The organism is Pseudomonas sp. BF-R-19 (assembly GCF_019956445.1).
Classification (GTDB): domain Bacteria; phylum Pseudomonadota; class Gammaproteobacteria; order Pseudomonadales; family Pseudomonadaceae; genus Aquipseudomonas; species Aquipseudomonas fluorescens_BH.
In genome coordinates this window covers 134,689-157,354 of record NZ_JAHBDN010000125.1, presented here as the reverse complement: position 1 = coordinate 157,354, position 22,666 = coordinate 134,689, and the positions used below count along the sequence as shown (strand labels likewise).

Here is a 22,666-nt window from a genome sequence, read left to right as displayed (position 1 = left end):
GAGCCGGCGCTGACGTTGCTGATAAACCCCTGCCGTATCTGGCAGGGGCGATTGTTCAAGCAGGTATCACCACAAAACTGTCGGGTTTGCAGGTGAGCGCCACATCCGATCCGGGTGGCAGTGCATGGCTGCCAGGGGTGGGCAGTTGTTGGCATTTGAGGTCCAGGGTGCCACCAGCCACCGCCACCCGGTAAATGACCCGGTTACCGATGAATGAAGTGTCCTTCACCTTTCCGGCAAATGCGCCGTCAGCCAGCGGATTACCCAGTGCAGGCTCAAGACCGATGGTTTCCGGACGGATCGACACATTCACCGGTCCGGCGCCCAGGCTGTTCTTGGCGGTGTGCGCGTAGCGGCCGAACGGCAGGTCGACATAGCCGCTGCTGGTATCTCCCATCCCGTAGGTGCCGTTGACGATATTGGTATCGCCAAAAAACTTCGCGGCGAACAAGCTGCGCGGCGACCAGTACATCTCTTGCGGTCCACCGATCTGCTCGATGCCACCCTTGTTCAGCAACACCACGCGGTCGGAGAGAATCATCGCTTCGTCCTGGTCATGGGTGACGTAAACGAAGGTGGTCGATGTCTCTTCGTGGATCCGTTTGATCTCATTGAGCATGTGGTGGCGGATCTTCAGGTCCAGCGCCGCCAGCGGTTCGTCGAGCAGCAGCACGGCGGGGCGATTCACCAGCGCCCGGGCCAGCGCCACGCGTTGCGCCTGCCCGCCACTGAGCTCGGAGATCCAGCGGTTCTTGAAGCCCTCCAGCTGGACCAGTTCCAGAGCCTTGGTCACTTCACGCTTGATCTCGTCTTTCGGTTTCTTCTTCAGGCGTAGCCCGAACGCCACGTTGTCGAAGACATCCAGATGAGGGAACAGCGCGTATTTCTGGAACACCATGTTGACCGGGCGGTGTTCAGGCGCCAGGGACGTGGAGTCCTTGCCATCGATCACCACTTTGCCAGTGGTGGGCTCTTCGAAGCCGGCGATGATGCGCATCAGGGTGGTCTTGCCGCAGCCGCTTGGGCCCAGCAATGTCAGGATTTCGTTGCGCTTTACGGTCAGGTCGACTTTGCCGAGGGCGGTCAGGTTGCCGTAGCTCTTGGATATTCCGGTCAGTTCAATGCTGTTGGTCATGGCGATTACTCTGCAGTTTCTGCGCGTTCAAGTTCGAGGCGGCGACGGCGCAGGGTCATGACCAGGCCGGCGATGACAATGATGGCGATGGTCACGACCAGCATGAATACCGAGGCGGCATTGATGGTTGGGCTGACAGCGCGGCGCATCATCGAAAGAATCATCAGGGGCAACGTGGTGTCGCTGCCGGTGACGAATACGGTGATCAGGAATTCGTCCATGGACAGTGCTACCGCCAGGATCGCGGCACCGGCAATCGTCGGGCCGATTATGGGCAGTGTCACCAGCCAGAATGCCTTGAGTGGTGAGGCACCAAGGTCACGCGCTGCCTCTTCGAAAGACAGATCGAAGTACTCCAGGCGTGAACGCACGGATTCGACAAAAAACGGAAAGGTGAACAGCGTATGGCCGATGATCACCGTCAGCAGTGAGCGGGGCAGGCCGATCAACGAAAAGAAGATCACCAGCGCGATTCCCAGGAACAGGCCGGGCAAGGCGATAGGGGCGAAGTTCATGAAGGCAAAGACGGATTTGACGCGGCCTTTCATGCGCATCAGCGCCAGTGCCGAGAATGTGCCCAGCAGCGTGGTGAGGATGGCCGAGCCCGCGGCGACGATCGCACTGTTGGTCAGGGCCGTCATGAAGTCCGGGCTGCTGAACAGCGCTTCATACCATTGCGTGGAGAAGCCTTCGAACGGGAACGACAACGAGGCCGACGAGTGAAAGCTGAACAGCGCGATAATCGCGATGGGCGCATAAAGGAAGAGCATGTAAACGTAAGTGAATAGTCTGATCATGGCGGTCACCTTGCATTTTTATTGGCGGCGTTCAGTCGTGGTAGCGTTTACCGGGCGCCAGGTTGGCCGCCCGCAACACACCCAGCAGCAGCGCATAAACCAGCATGAAGACGATCAGCAGCAGGTAGGCCATCGCCGCTCCCAGCGGCCAGTTACCGACGGAGCGGAACTGGTTGGCGATCACCAGGCCGGTGGTCATGGCGTCTCGACCACCCAGTAACTGAGGGGTGACGTAGTCACTGGCGGCGAGGACGAAAGTGAACATGAACGAACTGACGATGCTCTTGTGGGCCATCGGCATGATCACGCGCCACAGGATGGTGGCGCCGCCGGCGCCCAGGTCCGCAGCGGCTTCGAGGTAGTCCTTCTTGATGTCGCGCAAGCCCGACACCAGCAGCAGAAGGGTGAAGGGCAGCATGATGTGGACCAGTGTCAACACCACCGAAAACTTGCTGAACACCAGCCAGTCCAGCGGTTGATCGATCAGCCCGAGGTGCATCAGTGTGGAGTTGATCACACCGTTGGTGCCCAGGATCGAGCGCCAGGCATAGACCCGCACCAGGTAACTCGAGAACCAAGAGATCAACGCCAGGTACAGCACGGCGTTGGAGCGAGTCCGGTAGACAATGTAATAGGCGACCGGGGCGCTGATGATCGTTGACAGCATGGCGGTCCAGAAACCGTTTTGCAGCGCAATCCACAACGAGTCGTAGAACCCGCTGGCACTCAGGGCCTTCGCATAGTTGGCGAGCGTCGCGGCGGGCTCCATGCTGAAAGTCTTCGCAGTCCAGAAACTCGCGACCAGCAGCAGTACCGACGGAATGAGGAAGAACACGACCAGGAACAACAGTGGAGGCGACGCCAGCCAATAACCGCTCAGGGTCTTTTTGTCGATTTTCACGTGTTTACCAGTCTGCGAATCCCCTTCGTCAAGAATGATGGGCTCGCTGTTGTTGACTACGTTCATGATGAGTTTGCCTTTGCTTTTTTGTATCGATGACGAGGGCGCCTTGGCGAGCGCATGCACGGTGTGAGGTGTGCTCTTTCTGAACTGTACGAACGGCATCGACAGGCCGTTCCATCGCCTCCATCGAGCAGAGAGGCGCGTGCTTGCAAACACGCACCCTCCGGTACAGTTCCCTCAAACAGTCCTTTCAATGCACTGGATTGCCGATGGCTCTAGAACGAGCCTTTGAAGTTTGCCCACTGATCGATCCATTCAGCATAGGTCACATACTTGTCGGAGCTCAGGGGGGGCTGGCCGTAGAGTTTCGATTTCTCGAAAAAGCTGTCCAGGTTGGCGTAGTCGAAGGTGGTTCTCAGCTCCTCAGGGAGCAGCGGTACGGCTTTGGCGTTGACTACACCGGAGAACATGGTGGTAGCCATCTTGGCCTGCGTATCAGCCTCGAGTGTCTTGTTGATGAACTCCAGCGCCAGCGGTATGTCCTTTGCCGTTTTCGGGATGAACAAGGCATCGCACCAGAGGGCTGCACCTTCCTTGGGGACCGACAACGCCGCTTCTACGCCACGCTTTTTGGTCTCGCTAGGGGTGTTGGCCGACGCCGAGAACACCGCATCCACTTCGCCCGACACCAGCAGGGAGACAGCGTCTCCGGACGAGGCGGCAAAGACACGGCATTGATCACGGTACGGTTTGAGTTTCTCGAAAGCATCGTCGAATTCGGCACGGGTCAGGTTGGGGAACTTGTCGCCATAGCCGGCAATGATCGCGATGAGTGACCAGTTGGACGTGCCGTCATCCACGAAGGTCAGTTTGCCCTTCAGTTTCGGGTCCAGCAGGTCCTTGTACTCAACCGGTTTGTTGATGCGCTTGGGGTTGTAGACAATGGTGTTCATGCCCCACAAAAGCGGGATGCCCCACTGCTTGCCATCCCAGTACCAGCGGCTGCCTTTGTAGAACAGGGGGACGGTGTTTTCTGCCGAGTAGTTGGGGATCTTCGAGGTATCGATCGCCTTGAGCAGGCCCATTTCCTGATAGATGGTCTCGTAACCCAACGCGTACATGGTCAGGTCAAGCTGCACGGGATCGGAGCCGGCCAGTCGCGCCGTAATGTCGTCCTGGTTGCTGGCATAGCTTGAACGTACGGTGATGCCTCGCTGCTTGCGCCATTCGGCCAGCTCTGCGTCGCCGGTTTCACCTTCCCAGCCCAGAATCTCCAGGTGGCCACCCGCGGCGGCGGCAAATGCGCCGGGCATGAAAGAGCCCATGTACAACCCTGCTGCAGATGCCGCAGCCCCGAGCAAGAATGTGCGCCGCTTCAAGCTAATCGAATCCAGGTCAATGCCGGTTGGTCCATAACCCGTCTCTATTTCTTTTTTCATTTCGAGTTCCTGCCTAGGGTGGTAGTGAGCAAACGATTAGCGACTTGCAATGGCGCTGGCTCGGCGGGTGATGCCGGGCACATCCTTTTGTATGCAGTCATGTAGATCGGCAGTGTTATGGCCAGCATTTTTTCCATGAGCTGGGGAGGTTGGCTGCGCTCAATGTCTGGTTGTGAGCACATTGCGCGGTTGGCCTCCACTGTTCCGATTGACTCTTCCTTGGCTGGGCGACGCCGCTTTGCTCAGGTTGCAAGGCAAAGACTTGAAGCGACGCGCCCGGCGCTTGATAGGCTCGGCTTGTTGTTTTCATGGATCGAGTATTGGCCTGGCGGGCAGAGCACTCAATTTCGCAGCACCTTTAAAAGCGACGCACTCTGACGCAGCAAAGTGACCTAATCGGCGCAGCAGTCTCTCCCTGACGATAGTTGCTCTTGAGCCGGGGCGGGGTATCGATCAGCTGCGTCAACGTGCGTCTCTTTTGCGTGGGGTGCGAAATTGAGCCACGTCTTCCCGGGGCGAATACTCCAGAAGTAGTCCTCAATTGCGGCGAGGTGCATTTGCCCTGACGCCTGCGTCTGTTTGATTGGAGTGTCCTGTGAAACTCACTGGTGGCCAGATTGTTGCGAAAGCGTTGAAAGCGAACGGGGTCGGTTATGTGGCCGGCATGTCAGGTGAAGGCTCGTGGGCCCTGGTGGACGCGTTGCTGACGACAGGCACCGACATCCCGTTCATTCAAGTCATACAGGAGCAGAACGCAGTCCATCTTGCCGACGGCTATTTCCGCGCCTGCGGTCGTCCCATGGCTGTCCTGCTGCCGGTTCCGCTGGCTGTTTCCAAGGCTCTGGGCGCAATGGCGACCGCGCTGGCGGATTCATCGGCCATGCTTGTCATCAGTGGTGGCAGTGCCGGTCACTGGCCCGAAACAATGCCTCCCGGCGTCTCGAAAGAGCATGTTCGAGTTTCGGCGATTGAACAGTTGCCGCAGGTCCTGCGTCAGTCGTTCGATACGATGTTCAATAGTCGCCTCGGCCCGGTCAGCCTGAGTATTCCGACGGCTGTTCAGAACACCTCTATTGAAGTCAGTCTGTCGCCTGCTACCTTGCGGGCCAACAACGACTTGCAACGAACGGATGCCCGTTTGGCCGAGTGTGCAGCCGGTTCAATGCTCGGCGCTGCTCGTCCTGCGACAGTGAAGGATCGAGCCTTATGCCCGATCAAGGACAGTGCCAACGATGCCCCGCCCTTGATGGTTCAAAGACCCTTGACCGAATTGAGGTCAGTCCTTGAAAGGGATGCAATTGTGGTGGTGGGGGCGGGGAGCATTCAGGAAGTCGTCAGAGAGGTTTTTCCTGCCTATCAATCCCGATGCCATCTCTGCGCCACAAGTGTCGGTACGGTGGGTTGGGCGGTGCCGGCGGCGATTGGTGCGAAGCTTGCCATGCCGGCGCGTCAGGTGGTGTGTGCTGTGGGCGACGGGGACTTCTTGCAGTCGATGCAGGAGATGGCGGTGTGTGTAATGCACAGTCTTCCGGTGGTGTTCCTGGTGTTCAACAACAGCGGGTATGTGTCGTTGAGCGATGTGCAAGACTCGCTCAACGAGCAGCATCGGGCCGGAGAATTCAATTTGCCGGACGGTAAACCTTACTCGCCTGACTTCGCGAGCATTGCCAGGAATTTTGGCCTTGAAGCGTGGCGAGTCGAACATGCTTCGCAACTCAATCCAGCGTTCATCAAGGCGCTGAACAGCAAAGGGCCGTCACTGGTGGAGGTCATCACCGCCCGCGGCTCGCGCGTCAATTAATCAAACCGTCAGCAGAGGAATCACGCAATGGGCATTCTGGACTGGAAACACTGGATCGTCATTCTCGTGGTGGTTGTGCTGGTCTTCGGCACCAAGAAACTGAAGAACCTGGGCACCGAAGTCGGCGAATCCATCAAGGGGTTTCGCAAAGCCATGAATGACGAGGACGCGGACAGTGAACGCCCATCGGCCTCGGTGCAGCAGGCTGGCGCTGCTGTTGATGCGCCGCCGGTCATCGACGGCCAGCATCGCCAGGTCTGAGCATCGCGCAGACGGCCTCAGCCGCCTCAGTCCTGACCGCCCCACACGATAGTGGCGTTGTCGCCGGTCATGTATTCACGCACTTCCATCGGCAAGGATTGATCGCTGGGCAGCACGGCGGTTGCATTGCGCAGGTGGTGTTTGCGGATCTTGCCTTTGTCCACCAGCCCCATTGCCATGCGCGTGGAAAAGGGTTGGCGGAATGAAGACGACGCCACGCCGGTGACCAATCCATAGAGGAAGCGGATCGGCCGGCGATGCTGCGGGGTCAGGATCGAAAAGGTCATCTCGTTACGCTGCTTGCCTTCAAAGTCGACCAGGAACAGGCGGTCCCCAAGGAGCAGGCAAAAACCGTGATAGGTGAACGAGTAGCCAATCTTGCCGCTGCCATCGAGCAAGGGGAAACGTTCTACCGTGACGTACTGGACCATCGAATCGGCTCGATACAGGCACGTGACCGAGCGCAGGATTCTGCCTTTGTAGATCGATGAGTTGTGATAGCGGTAATAGACGCCCAGATAGTCTTCGAGTAAATCGGCCGACTGTTTTGCCAAAGGCAGGAAGTGATTGAATTGCGCCGAGGCACGCAAGTCCGTCGGTAATTCGTTCTCATACCCTTCATAAAACTTCTTGAACTCGGCGGGAGGGCGAAAAAGATCTTCGGCTTCCATCATGAAGTAACGACCGATCTTCTGCAGAATCTTCTGTGAAGGAACATGTTGCCCCACCAGATACTTGTTGAACTGCTGTCGATTGACATCGACTTTGCGACACATGTCTGCGACCGATCGGCAGGACTCAACGAGCGTGCTCAGGTTCTTTTGCACGTTGGCCTGCAAGTCACCGCGAGCCTGTTGTCGCTCGGGATGCGAGGTGGCGGCAGTTAACGGCATGGTGACGTGATCTCCTGAGCGGGGCATTTTTTATCTCTGTCTGGCTAAGCGTAATTGGGGGGAGAAGGTTATATGGTAGTTATTCTTGAATAACCGCTTATAACTTGATGCCACCGTAAACACTTGATCATATTGTATTTAATTCCAAGCATGTTCCATGCCGGGTCCGAATGTTCACATATTGCCTGTCAATGCTATGTAACAGTCTAGCCTTCGTCGACTCGGGTTACTCGCCACCGCCAACCGGTAACACATTGGCTATGCCGGGTAACATCATTTTGAGATCCCCACACCACATTACATGGCCAATTCAATTCGGTGCTTCAGTGCGCGTCATGTATCGATGTTGTGCGAAATGGAGAAATGGAGGTTCGCCCTTGATACTCCACATGTCATTCACGGGAGCATTTGAGCTATGGCAAGGTTAACAGGCGACATTCCAGGGCAACGGCGCTTCAAGGTCGGCATGGTTGGCGGTGGGCAAGGTGCTTATTTTGCCAGCTATCATCGGGCTGCGATGCGCCTGTGCAATCGCTTCGATATCGTCGCCGGCGCTTTCTCTTCGGACCCGGACAAATGCCGCGAGGCGGGGGCGGCCTTCAACATTGAGCAAGAGCGCATTTATCTGTCATTCGAGGCGATGGCCGTCGCTGAGTCGCGCCGTCCGGATCCGATTGATGCGGTTGTGATCGTCACGCCCAATCACCTGCATTTTGAACCGTGCCGGTTATTTCTACGGGCGGGGATCCCGGTCATATGCGACAAGCCGCTGGTCAACAGTCCGCAAGAGGCCTATGAACTGGCCAGCCTAGCCGACCGGCACAATACTTTTTTCGCGGTGACCTACACCTATCAAGGCTATCCCATGGTCAGGGATGCCCGTAGCCGTATCCAGGCCGGGGAACTGGGTGAAGTCCGCTTCATGTATGTCGAGTACCTGCTGGAATGGCTGGCGGCAGGCGTAGAGGGTTTGAGCCAGAGCCTCGCGTGGCGTGGAGACCCCGAAAAAGCAGGCCCGACGGGCGCATTGGGCGATGTAGGGACGCACGCCTTCAACATGCTTGAGTTTCTGTCCGGGCGACGCTGTACGAATCTGAATGCCAAATTGAGCACGGTCGTACCCGGCTGGGGACTGGACGACACCTGTGTGGTGCAACTTGAATTCGAGGGGGGCGCCGAGGGGTTGCTATGGGCCAGTTTCGCGGCGCCAGGTCATCGCAACGGATTGCGTTTCAAGATCGTCGGCAGCAAGGCTTCCATTGAATGGTGTCAGGAGTCACCGGAAACGCTGCTGTTTACGCCAATTGATGGCGCCGACCGCATCTACCGCCGTGGCCAGAGCGACAATGCGGCGCAAACGCTGACGTTCACCAGTTTGCCGGCCGGCAATACGGAAGGCTATCTGGAGGCACTGGCGGTGCTTTATGCCGATTTCGCCGAAGCACTCGATGCCGGGGCGGACTGGCGCACGGCGACCACCGTCCCGTTACCGGATATTCACGAGGGCGTGCGGGGAGTGGTGTTGTCCCAGGCGTGTGTCGAGTCCAGTCAACGACGTGCCTGGGTGCCTTTTGCGCAGTTGTAGATCCAGGAGGTCAAGAGGCGACCACAATGTTTGAAACCTTGGCCTGGATGGGGTCAAGCCGTTCAGCCGGGGCGTCTCTTTCCACCACCAGCACACCCAGTTCCTCGCAGGACGCGACCTGGTAATGCGCGATGCTCGACAGTTTTTCATTAGTCACGGCGACCACAATCTGCCCGCTTCGGGAAACCACGGTGCGCTTGAATTCCGCATCGTCCATGTCGAAAGCCGTCACTCCTTTGCTGGCGTCAATCGCGCAGGCGCCCAGAAAGCACAGGTCGAAATTGAAATTCGACAACTGCTGAATGGCCGTCAGGCCGACGGTGCTGCCGGTCGCCTTATGCAGGCGCCCGCCCAGCAAGATCACATCGGCTAAAGGCAGCTTTTCCAGTTCAAGCGCAATGGCTGGCGAATTGGTTGTGATCGAAATTGCAAGATTGTGATCGATTGCGCTCGAAATGGAGGCGTTGGTGGTACCGCCATCGATGAAGAGGTGTTGGCCGGCTTTGATCAGTGCCGCAGCGGCCAGCCCGAGGGAGTTTTTCCGCTCAGCCTGCTGATGTTGCCCGTCATGATCGCCGCGAACAGGTGCCACGGAAATGGCGCCGCCGTAGACGCGCTTGCAGATTCCCGCCTCCGCCAGCGCCGCGAGATCGCGCCGGATCGAGTGCTCGGAAACGTTGAACTCCTGAGCGAGATCACCGGCCAGGACGCGGCCATGGATCGCCAGCCGTTGCGCGATCAGGTTCTGTCTTTCTCCGGGGAAAGCTTCATGAGTGAGCATTGACTTAATCCGTTCTCGGTATAGAGTGAGCGCAAACGAGCATTTAGTGTGTGTTTTGTGCTCGGAGTTGATCGGTATCATGCGTGGCACCCCGTCATGCGTCAATAAAGTTGAGCTTTTTGCTCAAAATAACGGTGTTGAGGAAAATCGATGACAAGCGAACTGCATAGAGCGGCGTATTCGGTCCTGCTGCCCGCGTTTGGGGATTTGCGCCTGGACGACAATGTCCGTCGTTGTTTGAGTCGGGGGGGCGTGTCTGTTTTGTTGGGGGAAACCCGGGATGAGTACGTGGGCCGAGACATGGACCCTGCGCGCAAGAGCACCGAGTCGCAGGCCGACTTTGTCGATATTGCCCGTGAAGCCGCGTCACTGGCCGGTGCCCCGGTGCTGATCGCGGTCGATCAGGAACTCGGCGGTATCGAGCGCCTTCACCGGCTGGTCCCGGCCGTCGCATCCCGAGAGCAACTCCACGACCTCAGTGCGCAGGACATCGAGCAACGTTGCTATGAAATGGCCAAGGTAGCGCGCGGTCTGGGGGTCAATCTGTTTCTGGCGCCGATCGTCGATGTCGTGACCGGGGCCAACCCATGGCTGCACAATCGCCACCTGGGGGCCGACCCTGTTGAAGTCAGCCGGGTTTCATGTGCATTTATTCGTGGCGTTCAACGCGCTGGTATCATCGCGACCGCTAAACACTTTCCCGGCCATTACGTCACCGAGCAGGACCCGGCAATTGCCGAAGCCATGGTGCCCGGACCTCTGGAGTTGCTTGATGACAACTTCGAAGTGTTCAACGAAGTCATCGCTACCGGCGTGAAAGCGGTGATGCCGGGGCCCGCGATTTTTCCCGCAATCGACCCCGATCACTCGGCCTCAACCTCGTCCAGAGTCATTGGGCTTTTGCGTGACACCCTCGGGTTCGGGGGCTTGATCATTTCGGATGACCTTGATGCGGTTTCCATTCTCAGGGGGCGCTCCATCACGGACACCGCCGTTGCTTCGCTGGCGGCCGGCGCGCACTTGTTGCTCGTGTCCAGTGAGTCGGGTCTTGATGCCATCGCCGAAGCCATTGTGGCGGCTGTTCACGAAGGTGTTCTGGATCGTCGGATTCTGTTGGACGCGGCCCTCAGGGTTCGCGAACTGGCTGCGGCGAACAACGATCAGTACAACGGCTGCCGGGATTAATCATGAGCTCAATTGAAAGCAAGGCATTCAGCGTCCTGTTTCCGGTTTTGCTCGATCTGGACATGAATGATGACGTGCGCAGGTTTCTGGACAGCGGCGGACGCAGCCTGTTGTTTGGCGAAACCGCGCAGGAGTATGTCAGCGGCAAAATGAGCGCGAGCCGGCTGGAATCGGAAACCCTGGAGAAATGGCAACAGTTGACAGGTACGGCAAGAAAACTGGCAGGGCCAATGCTGCTGGCGGCCGATGCCGACATCTCTGCCGTCCACCGCCTGCAAGGCATAACACCTGCGCTACCTGCGCCCGGGCTGGCCCGAGCCATGGACGTTGTCGAGCTTGAAGATGCGTGCTTTCGGGTCGCAACAGCGGTGCGAAATGCCGGTGTGAATGTGCTCCTGTCACCGACGGCCGATGTGGTGGGCGGCACTAATGTCTGGCTGCAGGGGCGAACGCTGTGCAATGACATAGACCGCGCCGCCGCCATGGTGGGCGCCTACGTGCGCGGTGTGCGGCGTGCCGGGATGGCAAGCACGCTGAAGCATTTTCCCGGGCATCCGGTGTTGCTGCGCCAACCGGCGACTGAAGTGGCGGTCGTCTGCGAGTCAATGGATCAGCTGCGCGCCTACTGGCCTGCGTTTCAAGCCGGGGTCGACGCCGGGGCGGACGCGGTGATGATGGGACCGGCCATCTTTGCTGCCTGCGAACCGCCCGTTGCGGCGTCCGTTTCACCTGAGCTGATCGGTTTGCTGCGCCAGGAGCTGGGGTTCAAGGGATTGGTCATGACCATTGACCTGGACCACCGCTCGACGATCGGAAACTCATCGCTCGGCGAGGTGGCGGTTGCGGCGCTGAATGCCGGGGCGGATCTATTGCTGATTTCCGCAAAGGCAATGCCCGAGATACCGCAGATTGTTCGCGCAATCACCGTGGCTGTCGCTCAGGGAGTTTTACCGCAGCGGCGGCTCGATGCCGCTGCGATAGCCGTCTCTGCGTTGGCCAATCGCTTGTAGACGCGGGCCTGGTCGCGATAACGCTGAATGAAATGTCCGCAATCGCTGGCAAGCCGGCTCCTGCAGGCTGGTGTGGATTCATCGTCGATGTCGCAAATTGTCCAAACCTGACGCAGCAACTGCGTCAGGTTGCGCCGCATTTCCTGCGAGTGCGAAATAACTACCGGAACCCTATCGCTCTACACTGGGAATCAACGGTAGGAGCTTTATATGAACACTCAAAACAACATCCTGGCCCTGCATTCCACAGTCGCAAAACATTCGACGCTGGCGATGGACATCGACATTGCAAAGATCGTCGGTTTCGATGCGCTGGAGATCTACAGCGGCAAACTGGAAGCTTATTTGCAAGCAGGCCATAGCGAATCGGAACTTGAAGCGTTGCTCAAGGATATACCTGTCACGGGGATCGGCTACCTGAGGGATATCGAACGCCAGGGTGCTGAGCGCGATGATTTGCTGAAGGAGGCGCAGCGGCTTTTTCAACTCGCCAACCTCGCCGGTGCCAAGGGCGTTCAAGTGCTCACCGGGCCTATCAACGTTCAGGCGGTGATTGATTTCCAGAAGCAGGGCACGAGCGCTCATTACAGCGGTTTGTTGGGGTTGGGCGAGTCTGAGCAATACGCGTTGACTGCCAGGAATCTGGCGACACTTGCAGACCTGGCAAAGCAATACGACGTTCTGCTTTACCTCGAAGCTTTGTCATGGACACCGTTGAATACCCTGGAGCATCAACTTCAGCTGATTGATCGCACCGAACGCGACAACGTCAAGATGGTGATCGATTACTGGCATTGCTATACGTCCGGCGTTAAGCCCGAAGACATTGCGCGCATGAACAAAGACGTTATCTATGGCGTGCATGTGTGTGACTCGCTGCCTTTTGCCGGTGGTATTCCCAATGAAGAAATACTGCGGGATATACCGACAGGCAGCGGCGTATTGAACCTTGCCGAATGGACGGCCGCGGTAAAGGCCACCGGTTACGACGGGTGGTGGAGCTGCGAGTTGTTTTGCAAGAAACAGCAGCAACAAAACAGTTATGAGGTCGCGAAAGATCTGAAGGCGCTTTTAACCGACCTTGTTGGGCGATAAAGCACCGCTCACCGGGATTAAAAACCCCGTTCTTACAATGTGTACCTCATAAAAGGTCTTAAGTCGTCATGGTGGATTTCATCGTAATCGGAGGCGGCTCGACAGGCTGCACGGTGGCATCGAGGCTCAGCGAAGATGCGTCTGCGTCCGTTGTTCTTTTTGAAGAGGGGCCTCGTGACCGCAACCCCTACATTCATATCCCCGGGGCCTACTACAAGACAGCGCAAGGTCCGCTGTTGAAACGGTATGCGTGGGAGCCGACGCAAGATCAACGCCGAGCCGAAACGCCAACCATGGTCCAGGCCAGCGTGCTGGGCGGTGGGAGTTCAGTCAACGCGATGATTTACATCCGCGGTGTGCCCGCCGACTACAACAGCTGGGTCGAGCAGGGCGCAACGGGGTGGTCCTACAACGACGTACTGCCTTACTTCAAAAAAGCCGAAGACAACGAGCGTTTCTGTAACGATGTCCATGGCGTCGGCGGCCCCTTGGGTGTTTCTGACCCTATCAATATCCATCCATTGACCAAAGTGTGGCTTCGCGCTTGCCAGCAGTACGGCCTGCCGTATAACGAAGATTTCAACTCTGGCAAACCCGAAGGCTGCGGGCTTTATCAAATCACCGCCAAAAATGGGTTTCGCAGCAGTGCGGCGGTGGCCTACCTGGCACCCGCCAAGTCACGCAAGAACCTGACGGTGAAGACTGGCTGTCGCGTGATCCGCATTTTGACCCAGGGAAGCAAAGCCATTGGCGTTGAATACGTCGAGAACGGCGTGCGACGGGTCATGCATGCGCAAAAGGAGATCGTACTATCGGCAGGCGCCATCAACTCACCCCGATTGTTGATGTTGTCCGGTATTGGCCCTGCCGCGCAGCTTGAAAAGCATGGCATCAAGGTGGTCAAGGATTTACCCGGCGTGGGTCAGAACCTTCAGGACCATATCGAAGTGTCGCTGGTCTATGAGCTGACCGGGCCGCACAGCTACGACAAGTACAAGAAGCTGCATTGGAAAATGATGGCGGGCTTGCAGTACGCCCTGTTCAGGCAAGGTCCGGCGGCGTCCAATCTGATTGAAGGTGGTGCTTTCTGGTGGGGAGACAAGGCTGCCACCAATCCCGATATCCAGTATTTCATGGTCGTGGGCGCGGGCATTGAAGAGGGCGTCGACTCGGTTCCCGGGGGCAATGGATGCACCTTGAACCTGGGGCAGATCCGTCCCAGGTCCAGAGGGTATGTCGAACTTTACTCGGCAGACCCGATGTCGCCTCCGCGAATCGTGCCTAACTACTTCTCCGATCCTTATGACATTGAAAGTCTGGTGGAGGGCTGCCTGGTGGGTGAGGAGATCATGTCCCAGGCCGCCTTCAAACCCTACCTTGCCAGGCGTCATGTGCCGGACGCGGCGGTCACGTCTCGAGAGGCTATGAAAAAGTTCTGCCACGAAGAAGCCCACGCGGCGCTACATCCTTCCGGCACCTGTCGCATGGGTGTAGATGAGCAATCGGTTGTTGCTCCGGATCTCAAAGTGCATGGCATCGAAGGACTGCGCGTTGCCGATGCATCAATTATGCCGACCCTGATTTCAGGGAACCCTAACGCGGTGTGCATCATGATCGGCGAAAGGGCCGCCGACATGATCAGAAGTGGCCAATAGGTCAATATCCAGCCAGGCATCCAATAGCGTTTGATCAAGGCGTGGCAGTCACAGGTGCGTCACCTGTTGCTGCCGCGCTTTTTTTCCTTCAGGCGTAGCTGGTGATCAGGTTCTTACAAAATCCGATGGTTTATTTGCCGTTTTTGCCAGCTTTTCGAATACCTCCATTTGCCGTAGAGCCGCAAACCATTGCTTCAAGTTAATAGGACGCATTACTATTAACGCCCCGCCTCCACAGCACACCGCAATGACCCTCAAGCTGCCCCGCAGACACGGCTTTTTCGAGCATTACGAAGAGTTGGTTGGCACCTGGACCCGTCGCCTGAGGAATCGTCAGCAGGCCGAGGACCTGGCCCACGACACCTTCGTGCGGGTGCTTGAGTCCGATTCGGCTGTGGTGCAACAGCCCCGGGCGTATTTGCACCAGACCGCGCGCAACATTGCCGTGGATGGTTATCGGCGCGAGGACCGGCGGGGCGCCATGGAGTCCGAGGCGATTGATCTCAGTGAGTCGCCGACCGGCGACCCGGAGCATTTCATGCACGCGATCCAGCTGGCGGATTCCATCGAACGGGCGCTCACCGAGCTGCCGGTCAACTGCCGCAAGGTGTTTGTCTGGCAGAAAATCGAGGGCTTGACCCAGGCCGAAATCGCCGAACGGCTGGGGCTGTCCAAGAACATGGTGGAAAAGTATATGATCCGCACGCTTCGGCACCTGCGCGATCGACTGGACGGGTTGCAGTCATGACCGGCCGCGCCTTCTCCTCCCCAGCCAAACAGGAACTTCCATGATGGATACTCGTGATTGTGCGTGCGGGCAAACAGCGGTTCGCGATGACGCGGCGCAGTGGTTTGTGCGTTTGCAGGAGCCTGTCGTCGATGTCGAAGTGCGTCGCCGGTTTCAGATCTGGTTGGACCAGCATCCCCAACACCGAAACGAATTCGAAGTGATCCAGGGCTTGTGGAGCGCCGCCGACCTGGTGCCGGCGGCGCGTTTGCGGGCCCTGTGTGAAACCCCGCCAGTCCTGAAAAAGCGTCGTCCGGTGCTGCGTTACGCGGTGGCCGCCAGCGTGGTCGCGGTAGCGCTTGGCCTGGGCCTGTTCAGCGGCTTCAATCATCCGGCGCCTTACACCGCCGAGTTTTCAACAGCCCTGAATGAGCGCCGCCATGTGGCGTTGCCGGACGGCTCGGCGGTGGATCTGGACAGCCGCAGCCGGATCCAGGTGCGCTTTGAAAAGGGCCAGCGCCACGTTGAGCTGAGCGAAGGCGAAGCGATGTTCAGCGTCGAGCACGACACCAGCCGACCATTCGTGGTCGCGGCGGGCAGCGGCAAGGTCACGGTCACCGGCACCCGATTCGATGTACGCCATGGCGCCAGCGAAACCCGGGTGGTGGTGGAGCAGGGCACCGTCAAGGTTCAAGGGCACGACGCCGCCGACAACGATTTCATCAGTCTGACGGCAGGCCTTGGCACCCACGTCGATGCCCAGGGCAAAGTTGCCGCCGCCTATGCCGTCAACCCGGCGGAAATGACCGCCTGGCGCAGCGGCAAACTGGTGTTCAACAACGCCAGCCTGGCCGATGTCGCCGAGCAGGTCTCGCGCTATCGCGAGAAGCCGCTCAAGGTCGCCAGCGCAGCGGTGGGCGATCTGCGCCTGACCAGCGTGTTCAAATCCGACAATACCGACGCGCTGCTCAAGGCCTTGCCGAGCATCCTGCCGGTGGCCGTGCGTACCCTTGGCGATGGCAGCCAGGAAATAATCTCAAAATAAAATTCAGGTTTTTTTCGAGTTCATCGTCTTCCTGTTCAACTGCAACTGGTTTGCATTAACAAGCGCACACTCTTGCGATCCACAGGATTACGTTCGACGTGAAAAACTCCACCGCTAAAAACAACAAACTCCCCTGGTTGCCGCTGGCCCTCGCGCTGGCGGTCAATATTGCGCTGCCCCAGGCCTTTGCCGCCGACAACATCCGCATCCCGGCGCAACCCTTGGGACAAGCCCTGAGTCAATTGGGCCAGCAAACCTCGCTTCAGGTGTTCTTCAGCCCTGAACTGGTTGCCGGCAAGCAGGCCCCGGCGGTGGATGGCAACCTTTCCCCGGAAGACGCGCTGCGCCAGTTGCTGCAAGGCAGCGGCCTGCAATACCAGATCGATGAAGGTTCGGTGACGTTGATGCCAGCGCCCGCTTCGGCGGCCAACGGCCCACTGGAACTGGGCGTGACTGACATCAAGGTGGTCGGCGACTGGCTCGGCGACGCCGATGCCGCCGTGGTGCAGAACCACCCCGGCGCACGCACGGTGGTGCGCCGCGAAGCCATGGTCGAGCAGGGCGCGATGAACGTCGGCGACGTACTCAAACGTGTCCCGGGCGTGCAAGTGCAGGACGCCAACGGCACCGGTGGCAGCGACATTTCCCTCAACGTCGGCGTGCGTGGCCTGACTTCGCGTCTGTCGCCACGCTCCACCGTGCTGATCGACGGCATCCCGGCGGCGTTTGCGCCTTACGGCCAGCCGCAACTGTCCATGGCACCGATTTCCTCCGGCAACCTCGATAGCATCGACGTGGTACGCGGTGCTGGCTCCGTGCGCTACGGACCACAAAACGTCGGCGGCGTGATCAACTTCGTGACCCGCGCGATCCCGGAAAAAGCCTCGGCGGAAATCGGCACCACCCTGGAAACCTCCCAGCACGGTGGCTGGAAGCACATCGAGACCGCATTCATGGGCGGAACCGCCGACAACGGCATGGGCGTGGCGTTGTTGTACTCCGGGGTGAACGGCAACGGTTACCGTGAAAGCAACAACGGCAACGACATCGACGACGTGATCCTCAAGACCCATTGGGCGCCGACCGATGTCGACGATTTCAGCCTCAACTTCCACTACTACGACGCCAAGGCCGACATGCCCGGCGGCCTGACCCAGGCGCAGTACGACGCTGACCCGTTCCAGTCGGTGCGCGACTACGACAACTTCAGCGGCCGCCGCAAGGATGTGTCGTTCAAGTGGGTGCGGCAGATCGACGATCGCACCCAGGCCGAAGTGCTGACCTACTACACCGACAGTTTCCGTGGCAGCACCATTGCCTCCCGCGACCTGAGCACACTCAACTCCTATCCGCGCAGCTACTACACCTACGGTATCGAACCACGGGTGTCCCATGTGTTTGATGTGGGCCCGACCACCCAGGAAGTCAGCGTCGGCTATCGCTACCTCAAGGAAGCCATGCACGAAGAGGCCAGTCGTGTGGCGCTGGTCAACAACGAGCCGGTCGTGCGTCCGGGGGCGGACGGTCATGTCTATCAGGACCGCACCGGTGGAACCGAGGCCAATTCGGTCTACGTCGACAACAAGATCGACGTTGGCAACTGGACCGTTACCCCGGGTATTCGCTTCGAGCACATCAGCACCGACTGGCACGACCGTCCGGTGCTCGATAATGCCGGTAAACGGGTGCCGGAGAAAAAACGCAGCATCGAGAGCAACGAGCCGCTGCCGGCCCTGAGCGTGATGTATCACATGTCCGATGCCTGGAAGTTGTTCGCCAACTACGAAACCTCGTTCGGCGCGCTGCAGTATTTCCAGCTGGGGCAGGGCGGTATCGGTGATGAGCCCGCCAACGGCCTGGAGCCGGAAAAGGCCAAGACCTACGAAATCGGTACGCGCTACAACGATGACGTGTGGGGCGGGGAAGTGACGCTGTTCTACATCGACTTCGACGACGAACTGCAATACATCAGCAATGACGTGGGCTGGACCAACCTCGGTGCGACCAAGCACCAGGGTATCGAAACCTCGGTGCATTACGACATGGCCGCGCTGAACCCGATGCTGGACGGCCTGACCGCCAACGCCGGTTTCACCTACACCCGCGCCACCTACGAAGGTGAGATCCCGGGCTTCAAGGGCCGTGACCTGCCGTTCTACTCCCGCCAGGTGGCCACCGCCGGCCTGCGTTACGACGTCAACCGCTGGACTTACAACCTCGATGCGTTCGCCCAGTCCAAGCAGCGTTCGCCGGGCACCGGCGTGAACGCCGATGGTAGCTTCAACGGCAACTACATCACCGAAGGCACCGCTGACGGCCAGTTCGGCGACATCCCGGGTTACGTGACCTGGAACGTGCGTAGTGGCTATGACTTCGGTCCGCAGGTGTCGAACCTGAAACTGGGGGCGGGGGTGAAGAACATCTTCGACAAGCAGTACTTCACCCGTTCCAGCGATAACAACTCAGGCATGTACGTCGGTGCGCCGCGCACGTTCTTTGTGCAGGCCAGTGTCGGGTTCTGATAGACCTAGGTGTACCAAGAACCCTGTGGGAGCGGGCTTGCTCGCGAAAGCGGTCTGACAGTCAACATTGATGGCGACTGTCACGGCCTCTTCGCGAGCAAGCCCGCTCCCACATTGGGCACGGGGCTTACCGGTGGAAGCTTTTCAGACCTTCAACACTCTCCCACCAACGGCCACCGCCACCAGCAACACCGCCATCAAGGCAAAGGCAAAGCTCAAGCTGCTGCCATGGGCGACGAAGCCGATGACGGCGGGGCCTGCCAGGATGCCCGCATAACCCAGGGTGGTAATGGCCGGCACGGCGATGCTTTCGGGCATGACCGTCTGCTTGCCGACCGCGGTGTACAGCACCGGCACAATGTTCGAGCAACCGGCCCCCAGCAGCGCATAACCCACCAGCGCCGCCTCCCAACTTGGCGCGAACGTCGCCAGAAACAAGCCTGAAGCGGCCGTCAGCCCGCCGAATACAATCACCCGCGTCGCGCCCAGGCGTCGCACGATTTTGTCACCGGTCAAACGCCCCGCCGTCATGGTCAGGGCAAACGCCGCATAACCGAGCCCCGCATATGCCGTGTCGATGCCACGTTCCTGTGTCAGGAACACCGCGCTCCAGTCCAGCGCCGCGCCTTCGGCGAGGAACACGATGAAGCACATGCCGCCGATGAACAGGACGATGCCATGGGGCACCGCAAAGGCCGGCCCCGAACTCTCGCTGCCGTAGGGCAACAGATGCGGTACGGCCTTGACCAGTGCGATCAGCAGCAACACGATCACCACCAGCGTGGCCCCCAGGGGTGAAATCCCCAGGCCAAGCAACCCGCTGACACCCGCCGCACCGACAATCCCGCCCAGGCTGAACAGGCCATGGAAACCCGACATCATGTTTTTGCCGCTGGCGCGCTCGACGATCACCGCTTGCAGGTTGACCGTCGAATCCACGGTGCCGAGCCCTGCGCCGAACATGAACAATGCGGCGATCAGCGCCGGAATCGACGACACCGTCGCCAGCAGCGGCAGGGCGACACAGATCAGCAGGGTCCCGCCAGCCGTCACCCGCCGGCAGCCGAAACGTGTGGACAGGATCCCGGCCAACGGCATCGCCAGGATCGAACCGACCCCCAGGCACAGCAGCAACAATCCCAGGGTGCCTTCATCCAGTCCGGCCCGGGCCTTGGCATAAGGCACCAGCGGCGCCCACGCGGCGATGCCGACCCCGGCGATGAAAAAGGCGATGCGCGTGGACATCTGTTCCAGGCGGCCGGGAACGAAAGTGGTTTGGCTGTTGAGGCTGGTCATAACAATCCTTGGCAAAAAGCGTCGCGTTCTCAACGGACAGTGATCGGCCTGTGAGGGTTCGATCAGTGCCCGGAAAGTTTTACGGTCAAACAGGGCGACATCCTTGCACAGTGCCGCGGTTTTTCGCGATATGTTGAGCCATTCCAATGACACGCGGAGGGCGCCATGGCGCAGCGGTACGATGCACGGGGCAATATTTACATCGTGGTAGCGCCCGAAGAACTGCGCCGCCAGGGCATCGACCTGCCCGATCAAGCCAGCCAGGCAGCGCAAACCCTTGACGCCTGGGCGGTGGCCGCCATCGAGGCTTGCTGCAGCTGGGCCCCAGGCACTCAACCGTCCGGCAGCAAGGATCATCGCAGCGACGGTTTGCTGGTCGGGCCGTTTCAGTCGTCGCCTCCCTTTGATCTGTTGATCGTCAACACCGATGGCACCCTGGCCGAGCGCAGTGGCAACGGGCTGACGATTTTTTCCCAGGCATTGAGCGATCAAGGGCTTTTACCCGGCGACGAAGCCTGTCTGCTCAGGGTTCATCACGACAAGGCTGATACGCCTTCGCCGGGGCAGACTTCGGTTAAGGCCGCAGAAGTCGAGGGCGTAATGGGTTTCTGGCTCGACCTGGGACAGCCCGGGTTCGGGCCGTCGGCGGTTAGTGCTGTCGGCGTTGAAACGGTGCTGTTGAATGGTCGCGAACTCAGCCACGTTAAACAGTTGTCGGCACTCAATAGCGCATGGTCGCGCAGCCAGTTCGCGCGGGTCGGCAATCCCCATTGCGTGACGCTGGTGGAAAGCGCCGGGGATCTGCCGAGCAACGAGCAGATGCGTGAGCCGGCGCTGGGTGAGGAGCTGACGCGAATCGCCTACGCCATGCCGGTCGGTGCAGGCAAACCTTGTCCGGCGGGGATCAATCTGCAATGGGCAATGCGCTTGTCCGAAGGACACATCGCCGCGCGGGTGTTCGAGCGGGGCGAGGGGCCGACGGCGTCGTCGGGGACCAGCGCCAGCGCGGTGGCCTGTGCGGCCTGGCGGGCAGGTTGGGTCAGCGCCGGGGAGGTGAGGGTGACGATGCCGGGTGGCACGGCGCCGATCTTGCTGGAGGAGGAGTTGGGGGAATTGAGTCGGGTCAGCCTGTTTGGTACGGCTCGGTTAATCGATTGACTTCAAAATAGCCTTCGCGAGCAAGCCCGCTCCCACATTTAACCGCGTTTGTCTGGACAACTCGGTCAATTGTGGGAGCGGGCTTGCTCGCGAAGAGGCCAGCCCCGTCAACACCAGACTCAGCTCAGCCCACTGAACTCCACCACCGGCATCGTCCGCTTCATCAACACCTTGCCATCGCGCACCGAGTACAGCGGCAACCCCTGGCTGCGGATCACCTCGTAATCGCTTTCCGCCGACAGAATCAGCAGGTTCGCCGGCCGCCCGCGCTCCAGGCCGTAGCGGTCGCCGAGGTTCATGGCTTTGGCGCTATTGTCCGTCACCAGGTCCAGCGCACTTTGCAGGTTGCGATAACCGAGCATGTGGCAGATGTGCAGGCCGGCTTCGAGCACCCGCAGAATGTTGCCGTTGCCCAGCGGATACCACGGGTCGACGATGGAGTCCTGGCCGAAGCACACGTTCATGCCCGCTTCCAGCAACTCGTTGACCCGGGTCACGCCCCGGCGTTTCGGGAAACTGTCGAAGCGACCTTGCAGGTGGATGCTTTCGGTGGGGCAGGAGACAAAGCTGATCCCCGAATGCCCGAGCAAGCGAAACAGTTTGGCGCAGTAGGCGTTGTCGTAGGAGCCCATGGCCGTGGTGTGGCTGGCCGTGACCCGCGAACCCATGTCGCGGCTGCGGGCCTCTTCGGCGAGCACTTCGAGAAAACGTGAGTGCGGGTCGTCGGTTTCGTCGCAATGCACGTCCACCAGGCAACCGCTGCGTTCGGCCAGGTCCATGAGGAACTTCACCGAGCTGACGCCCTGATCGCGGGTGTATTCGAAATGCGGAATGCCGCCTACCACGTCGGCGCCCATGCGGATGGCTTCTTCCATTAATTCGCGACCATTGCGGTAGGACTCGATGCCTTCCTGGGGAAAAGCGACGATTTGCAGGTCGACCAGGTGCCGGCTCTCCTCGCGTACTTCGAGCATGGCCTTGAGCGCGGTCAGTTGCGGATCGGTGACGTCGACGTGGGTGCGCACATGCTGGATGCCGTGGGCGGCGAGGGTCTGGATGGTTTTTTTCGCCCGGGCCTTGGTGTCTTCCTGGGTGATGGTCGCCTTGCGTTCGCCCCAGCACTCGATGCCTTCGAACAGCGTGCCGCTCATGTTCCAGCGCGGCTCGCCGGCGGTCAGGGTGGCGTCGAGGTGGATGTGCGGCTCGACAAAGGGCGGCACCACCAGTTTACCGCCGGCATCCAGATCGCCAGGGCCCAGGGTCGGGGCTTCGATCTGACGGCCGATGCTGCTGATCAGGCCGTTTTCCAGGTACAACTCATGCAGGCCTTCCTGGTTGCGCAGACGGGCATTGATGATGTGCATCGGGCGAGTCCTT

Annotated in this window: 19 protein-coding genes; 11 read left to right on the top strand and 8 right to left on the bottom strand. The window is 59.4% G+C overall.

The window, feature by feature from the left end; genetic code table 11:
• Nucleotides 1-55 precede the first annotated feature (55 nt).
• The 4 genes from KGB28_RS31425 to KGB28_RS31410 all read right to left on the bottom strand — a co-directional run bounded on the left by KGB28_RS31425 (nt 56) and on the right by KGB28_RS31410 (nt 4,275).
• On the bottom strand, nt 56-1,135 hold the full coding sequence (locus KGB28_RS31425; protein WP_223449349.1) for an ABC transporter ATP-binding protein: 1,080 nt from the start codon (nt 1,133-1,135) through the stop codon (nt 56-58).
• A gap of 5 nt (nt 1,136-1,140) precedes the next feature.
• Nucleotides 1,141-1,932: an ABC transporter permease gene (locus KGB28_RS31420; protein WP_223449347.1), complete on the bottom strand. Its 792-nt coding sequence runs from the start codon at nt 1,930-1,932 to the stop codon at nt 1,141-1,143.
• Nucleotides 1,933-1,963: 31 nt separating this feature from the next.
• The gene (locus KGB28_RS31415; protein ID WP_223449345.1) at nt 1,964-2,899 is read right to left on the bottom strand and encodes an ABC transporter permease; all 936 of its coding nucleotides are present in this window, start codon (nt 2,897-2,899) and stop codon (nt 1,964-1,966) included.
• A gap of 212 nt (nt 2,900-3,111) precedes the next feature.
• A complete protein-coding gene (locus tag KGB28_RS31410) occupies nt 3,112-4,275 on the bottom strand; it encodes a PotD/PotF family extracellular solute-binding protein (RefSeq protein WP_223449343.1) in 1,164 nt (387 codons plus the stop codon).
• 595 nt (nt 4,276-4,870) lie between these two features.
• Between KGB28_RS31410 and KGB28_RS31405 the strand changes: the two genes are divergently transcribed.
• Nucleotides 4,871-6,076 (top strand): thiamine pyrophosphate-dependent enzyme, encoded by a 1,206-nt coding sequence (locus KGB28_RS31405; protein ID WP_223449342.1) that lies wholly within the window; start codon nt 4,871-4,873, stop codon nt 6,074-6,076.
• A gap of 27 nt (nt 6,077-6,103) precedes the next feature.
• Complete coding sequence (locus tag KGB28_RS31400; RefSeq protein ID WP_223449340.1) at nt 6,104-6,337, top strand: twin-arginine translocase TatA/TatE family subunit; 234 nt, start codon at nt 6,104-6,106, stop codon at nt 6,335-6,337.
• A 26-nt stretch (nt 6,338-6,363) separates the two neighbouring features.
• Here the strand turns inward: KGB28_RS31400 and KGB28_RS31395 are convergent, their stop codons facing one another.
• Nucleotides 6,364-7,230 carry a helix-turn-helix domain-containing protein gene (locus tag KGB28_RS31395; protein ID WP_223449338.1) on the bottom strand — a complete coding sequence of 289 codons (867 nt, stop codon included), beginning with the start codon at nt 7,228-7,230 and terminating at the stop codon, nt 6,364-6,366.
• A 415-nt stretch (nt 7,231-7,645) separates the two neighbouring features.
• Between KGB28_RS31395 and KGB28_RS31390 the strand changes: the two genes are divergently transcribed.
• The gene (locus KGB28_RS31390) at nt 7,646-8,815 is read left to right on the top strand and encodes a Gfo/Idh/MocA family protein (RefSeq protein ID WP_223449336.1); all 1,170 of its coding nucleotides are present in this window, start codon (nt 7,646-7,648) and stop codon (nt 8,813-8,815) included.
• A gap of 10 nt (nt 8,816-8,825) precedes the next feature.
• Here KGB28_RS31390 and KGB28_RS31385 read toward each other — a convergent pair whose 3' ends face one another.
• Complete coding sequence (locus tag KGB28_RS31385; protein WP_223449334.1) at nt 8,826-9,596, bottom strand: DeoR/GlpR family DNA-binding transcription regulator; 771 nt, start codon at nt 9,594-9,596, stop codon at nt 8,826-8,828.
• Nucleotides 9,597-9,746: 150 nt separating this feature from the next.
• Between KGB28_RS31385 and KGB28_RS31380 the strand changes: the two genes are divergently transcribed.
• The 7 genes from KGB28_RS31380 to KGB28_RS31350 all read left to right on the top strand — a co-directional run bounded on the left by KGB28_RS31380 (nt 9,747) and on the right by KGB28_RS31350 (nt 18,835).
• Nucleotides 9,747-10,781 (top strand): glycoside hydrolase family 3 N-terminal domain-containing protein, encoded by a 1,035-nt coding sequence (locus KGB28_RS31380; protein WP_223449332.1) that lies wholly within the window; start codon nt 9,747-9,749, stop codon nt 10,779-10,781.
• A 2-nt stretch (nt 10,782-10,783) separates the two neighbouring features.
• Complete coding sequence (locus tag KGB28_RS31375; RefSeq protein ID WP_223449330.1) at nt 10,784-11,791, top strand: glycoside hydrolase family 3 N-terminal domain-containing protein; 1,008 nt, start codon at nt 10,784-10,786, stop codon at nt 11,789-11,791.
• A gap of 210 nt (nt 11,792-12,001) precedes the next feature.
• On the top strand, nt 12,002-12,886 hold the full coding sequence (locus KGB28_RS31370) for a sugar phosphate isomerase/epimerase family protein (protein ID WP_223449328.1): 885 nt from the start codon (nt 12,002-12,004) through the stop codon (nt 12,884-12,886).
• A gap of 68 nt (nt 12,887-12,954) precedes the next feature.
• Nucleotides 12,955-14,541: a GMC family oxidoreductase gene (locus KGB28_RS31365; protein WP_223449326.1), complete on the top strand. Its 1,587-nt coding sequence runs from the start codon at nt 12,955-12,957 to the stop codon at nt 14,539-14,541.
• A 247-nt stretch (nt 14,542-14,788) separates the two neighbouring features.
• Nucleotides 14,789-15,289: a sigma-70 family RNA polymerase sigma factor gene (locus tag KGB28_RS31360; protein ID WP_057713991.1), complete on the top strand. Its 501-nt coding sequence runs from the start codon at nt 14,789-14,791 to the stop codon at nt 15,287-15,289.
• Nucleotides 15,290-15,329: 40 nt separating this feature from the next.
• On the top strand, nt 15,330-16,313 hold the full coding sequence (locus tag KGB28_RS31355; protein WP_223449324.1) for a FecR family protein: 984 nt from the start codon (nt 15,330-15,332) through the stop codon (nt 16,311-16,313).
• Nucleotides 16,314-16,411: 98 nt separating this feature from the next.
• Nucleotides 16,412-18,835 carry a TonB-dependent siderophore receptor gene (locus tag KGB28_RS31350; RefSeq protein ID WP_223449323.1) on the top strand — a complete coding sequence of 808 codons (2,424 nt, stop codon included), beginning with the start codon at nt 16,412-16,414 and terminating at the stop codon, nt 18,833-18,835.
• Nucleotides 18,836-18,979: 144 nt separating this feature from the next.
• On the opposite strand, the gene KGB28_RS31345 is transcribed toward KGB28_RS31350, so the two are convergent.
• Nucleotides 18,980-20,131, bottom strand: coding sequence for an MFS transporter (locus KGB28_RS31345; protein ID WP_223449321.1), 1,152 nt, complete (start codon nt 20,129-20,131; stop codon nt 18,980-18,982).
• Between the two features lie 165 nt (nt 20,132-20,296).
• Here KGB28_RS31345 and KGB28_RS31340 point away from each other — a divergent pair, with 165 nt between their 5' ends.
• Nucleotides 20,297-21,289 carry a diaminopimelate epimerase gene (locus tag KGB28_RS31340; protein WP_223449319.1) on the top strand — a complete coding sequence of 331 codons (993 nt, stop codon included), beginning with the start codon at nt 20,297-20,299 and terminating at the stop codon, nt 21,287-21,289.
• A 119-nt stretch (nt 21,290-21,408) separates the two neighbouring features.
• Here the strand turns inward: KGB28_RS31340 and codA are convergent, their stop codons facing one another.
• On the bottom strand, nt 21,409-22,653 hold the full coding sequence (gene codA, locus KGB28_RS31335) for a cytosine deaminase (RefSeq protein ID WP_223449317.1): 1,245 nt from the start codon (nt 22,651-22,653) through the stop codon (nt 21,409-21,411).
• Nucleotides 22,654-22,666 lie beyond the last annotated feature (13 nt).

What these genes read in the sequence shown, in the direction of transcription:
- KGB28_RS31425 (WP_223449349.1), bottom strand. Translation starts at nt 1,135, where the DNA reads ATGACCAACAGCATTGAACTGACCGGAATATCCAAGAGCTACGGCAAC.
- KGB28_RS31420 (WP_223449347.1), bottom strand. Translation starts at nt 1,932, where the DNA reads ATGATCAGACTATTCACTTACGTTTACATGCTCTTCCTTTATGCGCCC.
- KGB28_RS31415 (WP_223449345.1), bottom strand. Translation starts at nt 2,899, where the DNA reads ATGAACGTAGTCAACAACAGCGAGCCCATCATTCTTGACGAAGGGGAT.
- KGB28_RS31410 (WP_223449343.1), bottom strand. Translation starts at nt 4,275, where the DNA reads ATGAAAAAAGAAATAGAGACGGGTTATGGACCAACCGGCATTGACCTG.
- KGB28_RS31400 (WP_223449340.1), top strand. Translation starts at nt 6,104, where the DNA reads ATGGGCATTCTGGACTGGAAACACTGGATCGTCATTCTCGTGGTGGTT.
- KGB28_RS31395 (WP_223449338.1), bottom strand. Translation starts at nt 7,230, where the DNA reads ATGCCGTTAACTGCCGCCACCTCGCATCCCGAGCGACAACAGGCTCGC.
- KGB28_RS31390 (WP_223449336.1), top strand. Translation starts at nt 7,646, where the DNA reads ATGGCAAGGTTAACAGGCGACATTCCAGGGCAACGGCGCTTCAAGGTC.
- KGB28_RS31385 (WP_223449334.1), bottom strand. Translation starts at nt 9,596, where the DNA reads ATGCTCACTCATGAAGCTTTCCCCGGAGAAAGACAGAACCTGATCGCG.
- KGB28_RS31380 (WP_223449332.1), top strand. Translation starts at nt 9,747, where the DNA reads ATGACAAGCGAACTGCATAGAGCGGCGTATTCGGTCCTGCTGCCCGCG.
- KGB28_RS31375 (WP_223449330.1), top strand. Translation starts at nt 10,784, where the DNA reads ATGAGCTCAATTGAAAGCAAGGCATTCAGCGTCCTGTTTCCGGTTTTG.
- KGB28_RS31370 (WP_223449328.1), top strand. Translation starts at nt 12,002, where the DNA reads ATGAACACTCAAAACAACATCCTGGCCCTGCATTCCACAGTCGCAAAA.
- KGB28_RS31365 (WP_223449326.1), top strand. Translation starts at nt 12,955, where the DNA reads ATGGTGGATTTCATCGTAATCGGAGGCGGCTCGACAGGCTGCACGGTG.
- KGB28_RS31360 (WP_057713991.1), top strand. Translation starts at nt 14,789, where the DNA reads ATGACCCTCAAGCTGCCCCGCAGACACGGCTTTTTCGAGCATTACGAA.
- KGB28_RS31355 (WP_223449324.1), top strand. Translation starts at nt 15,330, where the DNA reads ATGATGGATACTCGTGATTGTGCGTGCGGGCAAACAGCGGTTCGCGAT.
- KGB28_RS31345 (WP_223449321.1), bottom strand. Translation starts at nt 20,131, where the DNA reads ATGACCAGCCTCAACAGCCAAACCACTTTCGTTCCCGGCCGCCTGGAA.
- KGB28_RS31340 (WP_223449319.1), top strand. Translation starts at nt 20,297, where the DNA reads ATGGCGCAGCGGTACGATGCACGGGGCAATATTTACATCGTGGTAGCG.
- codA (WP_223449317.1), bottom strand. Translation starts at nt 22,653, where the DNA reads ATGCACATCATCAATGCCCGTCTGCGCAACCAGGAAGGCCTGCATGAG.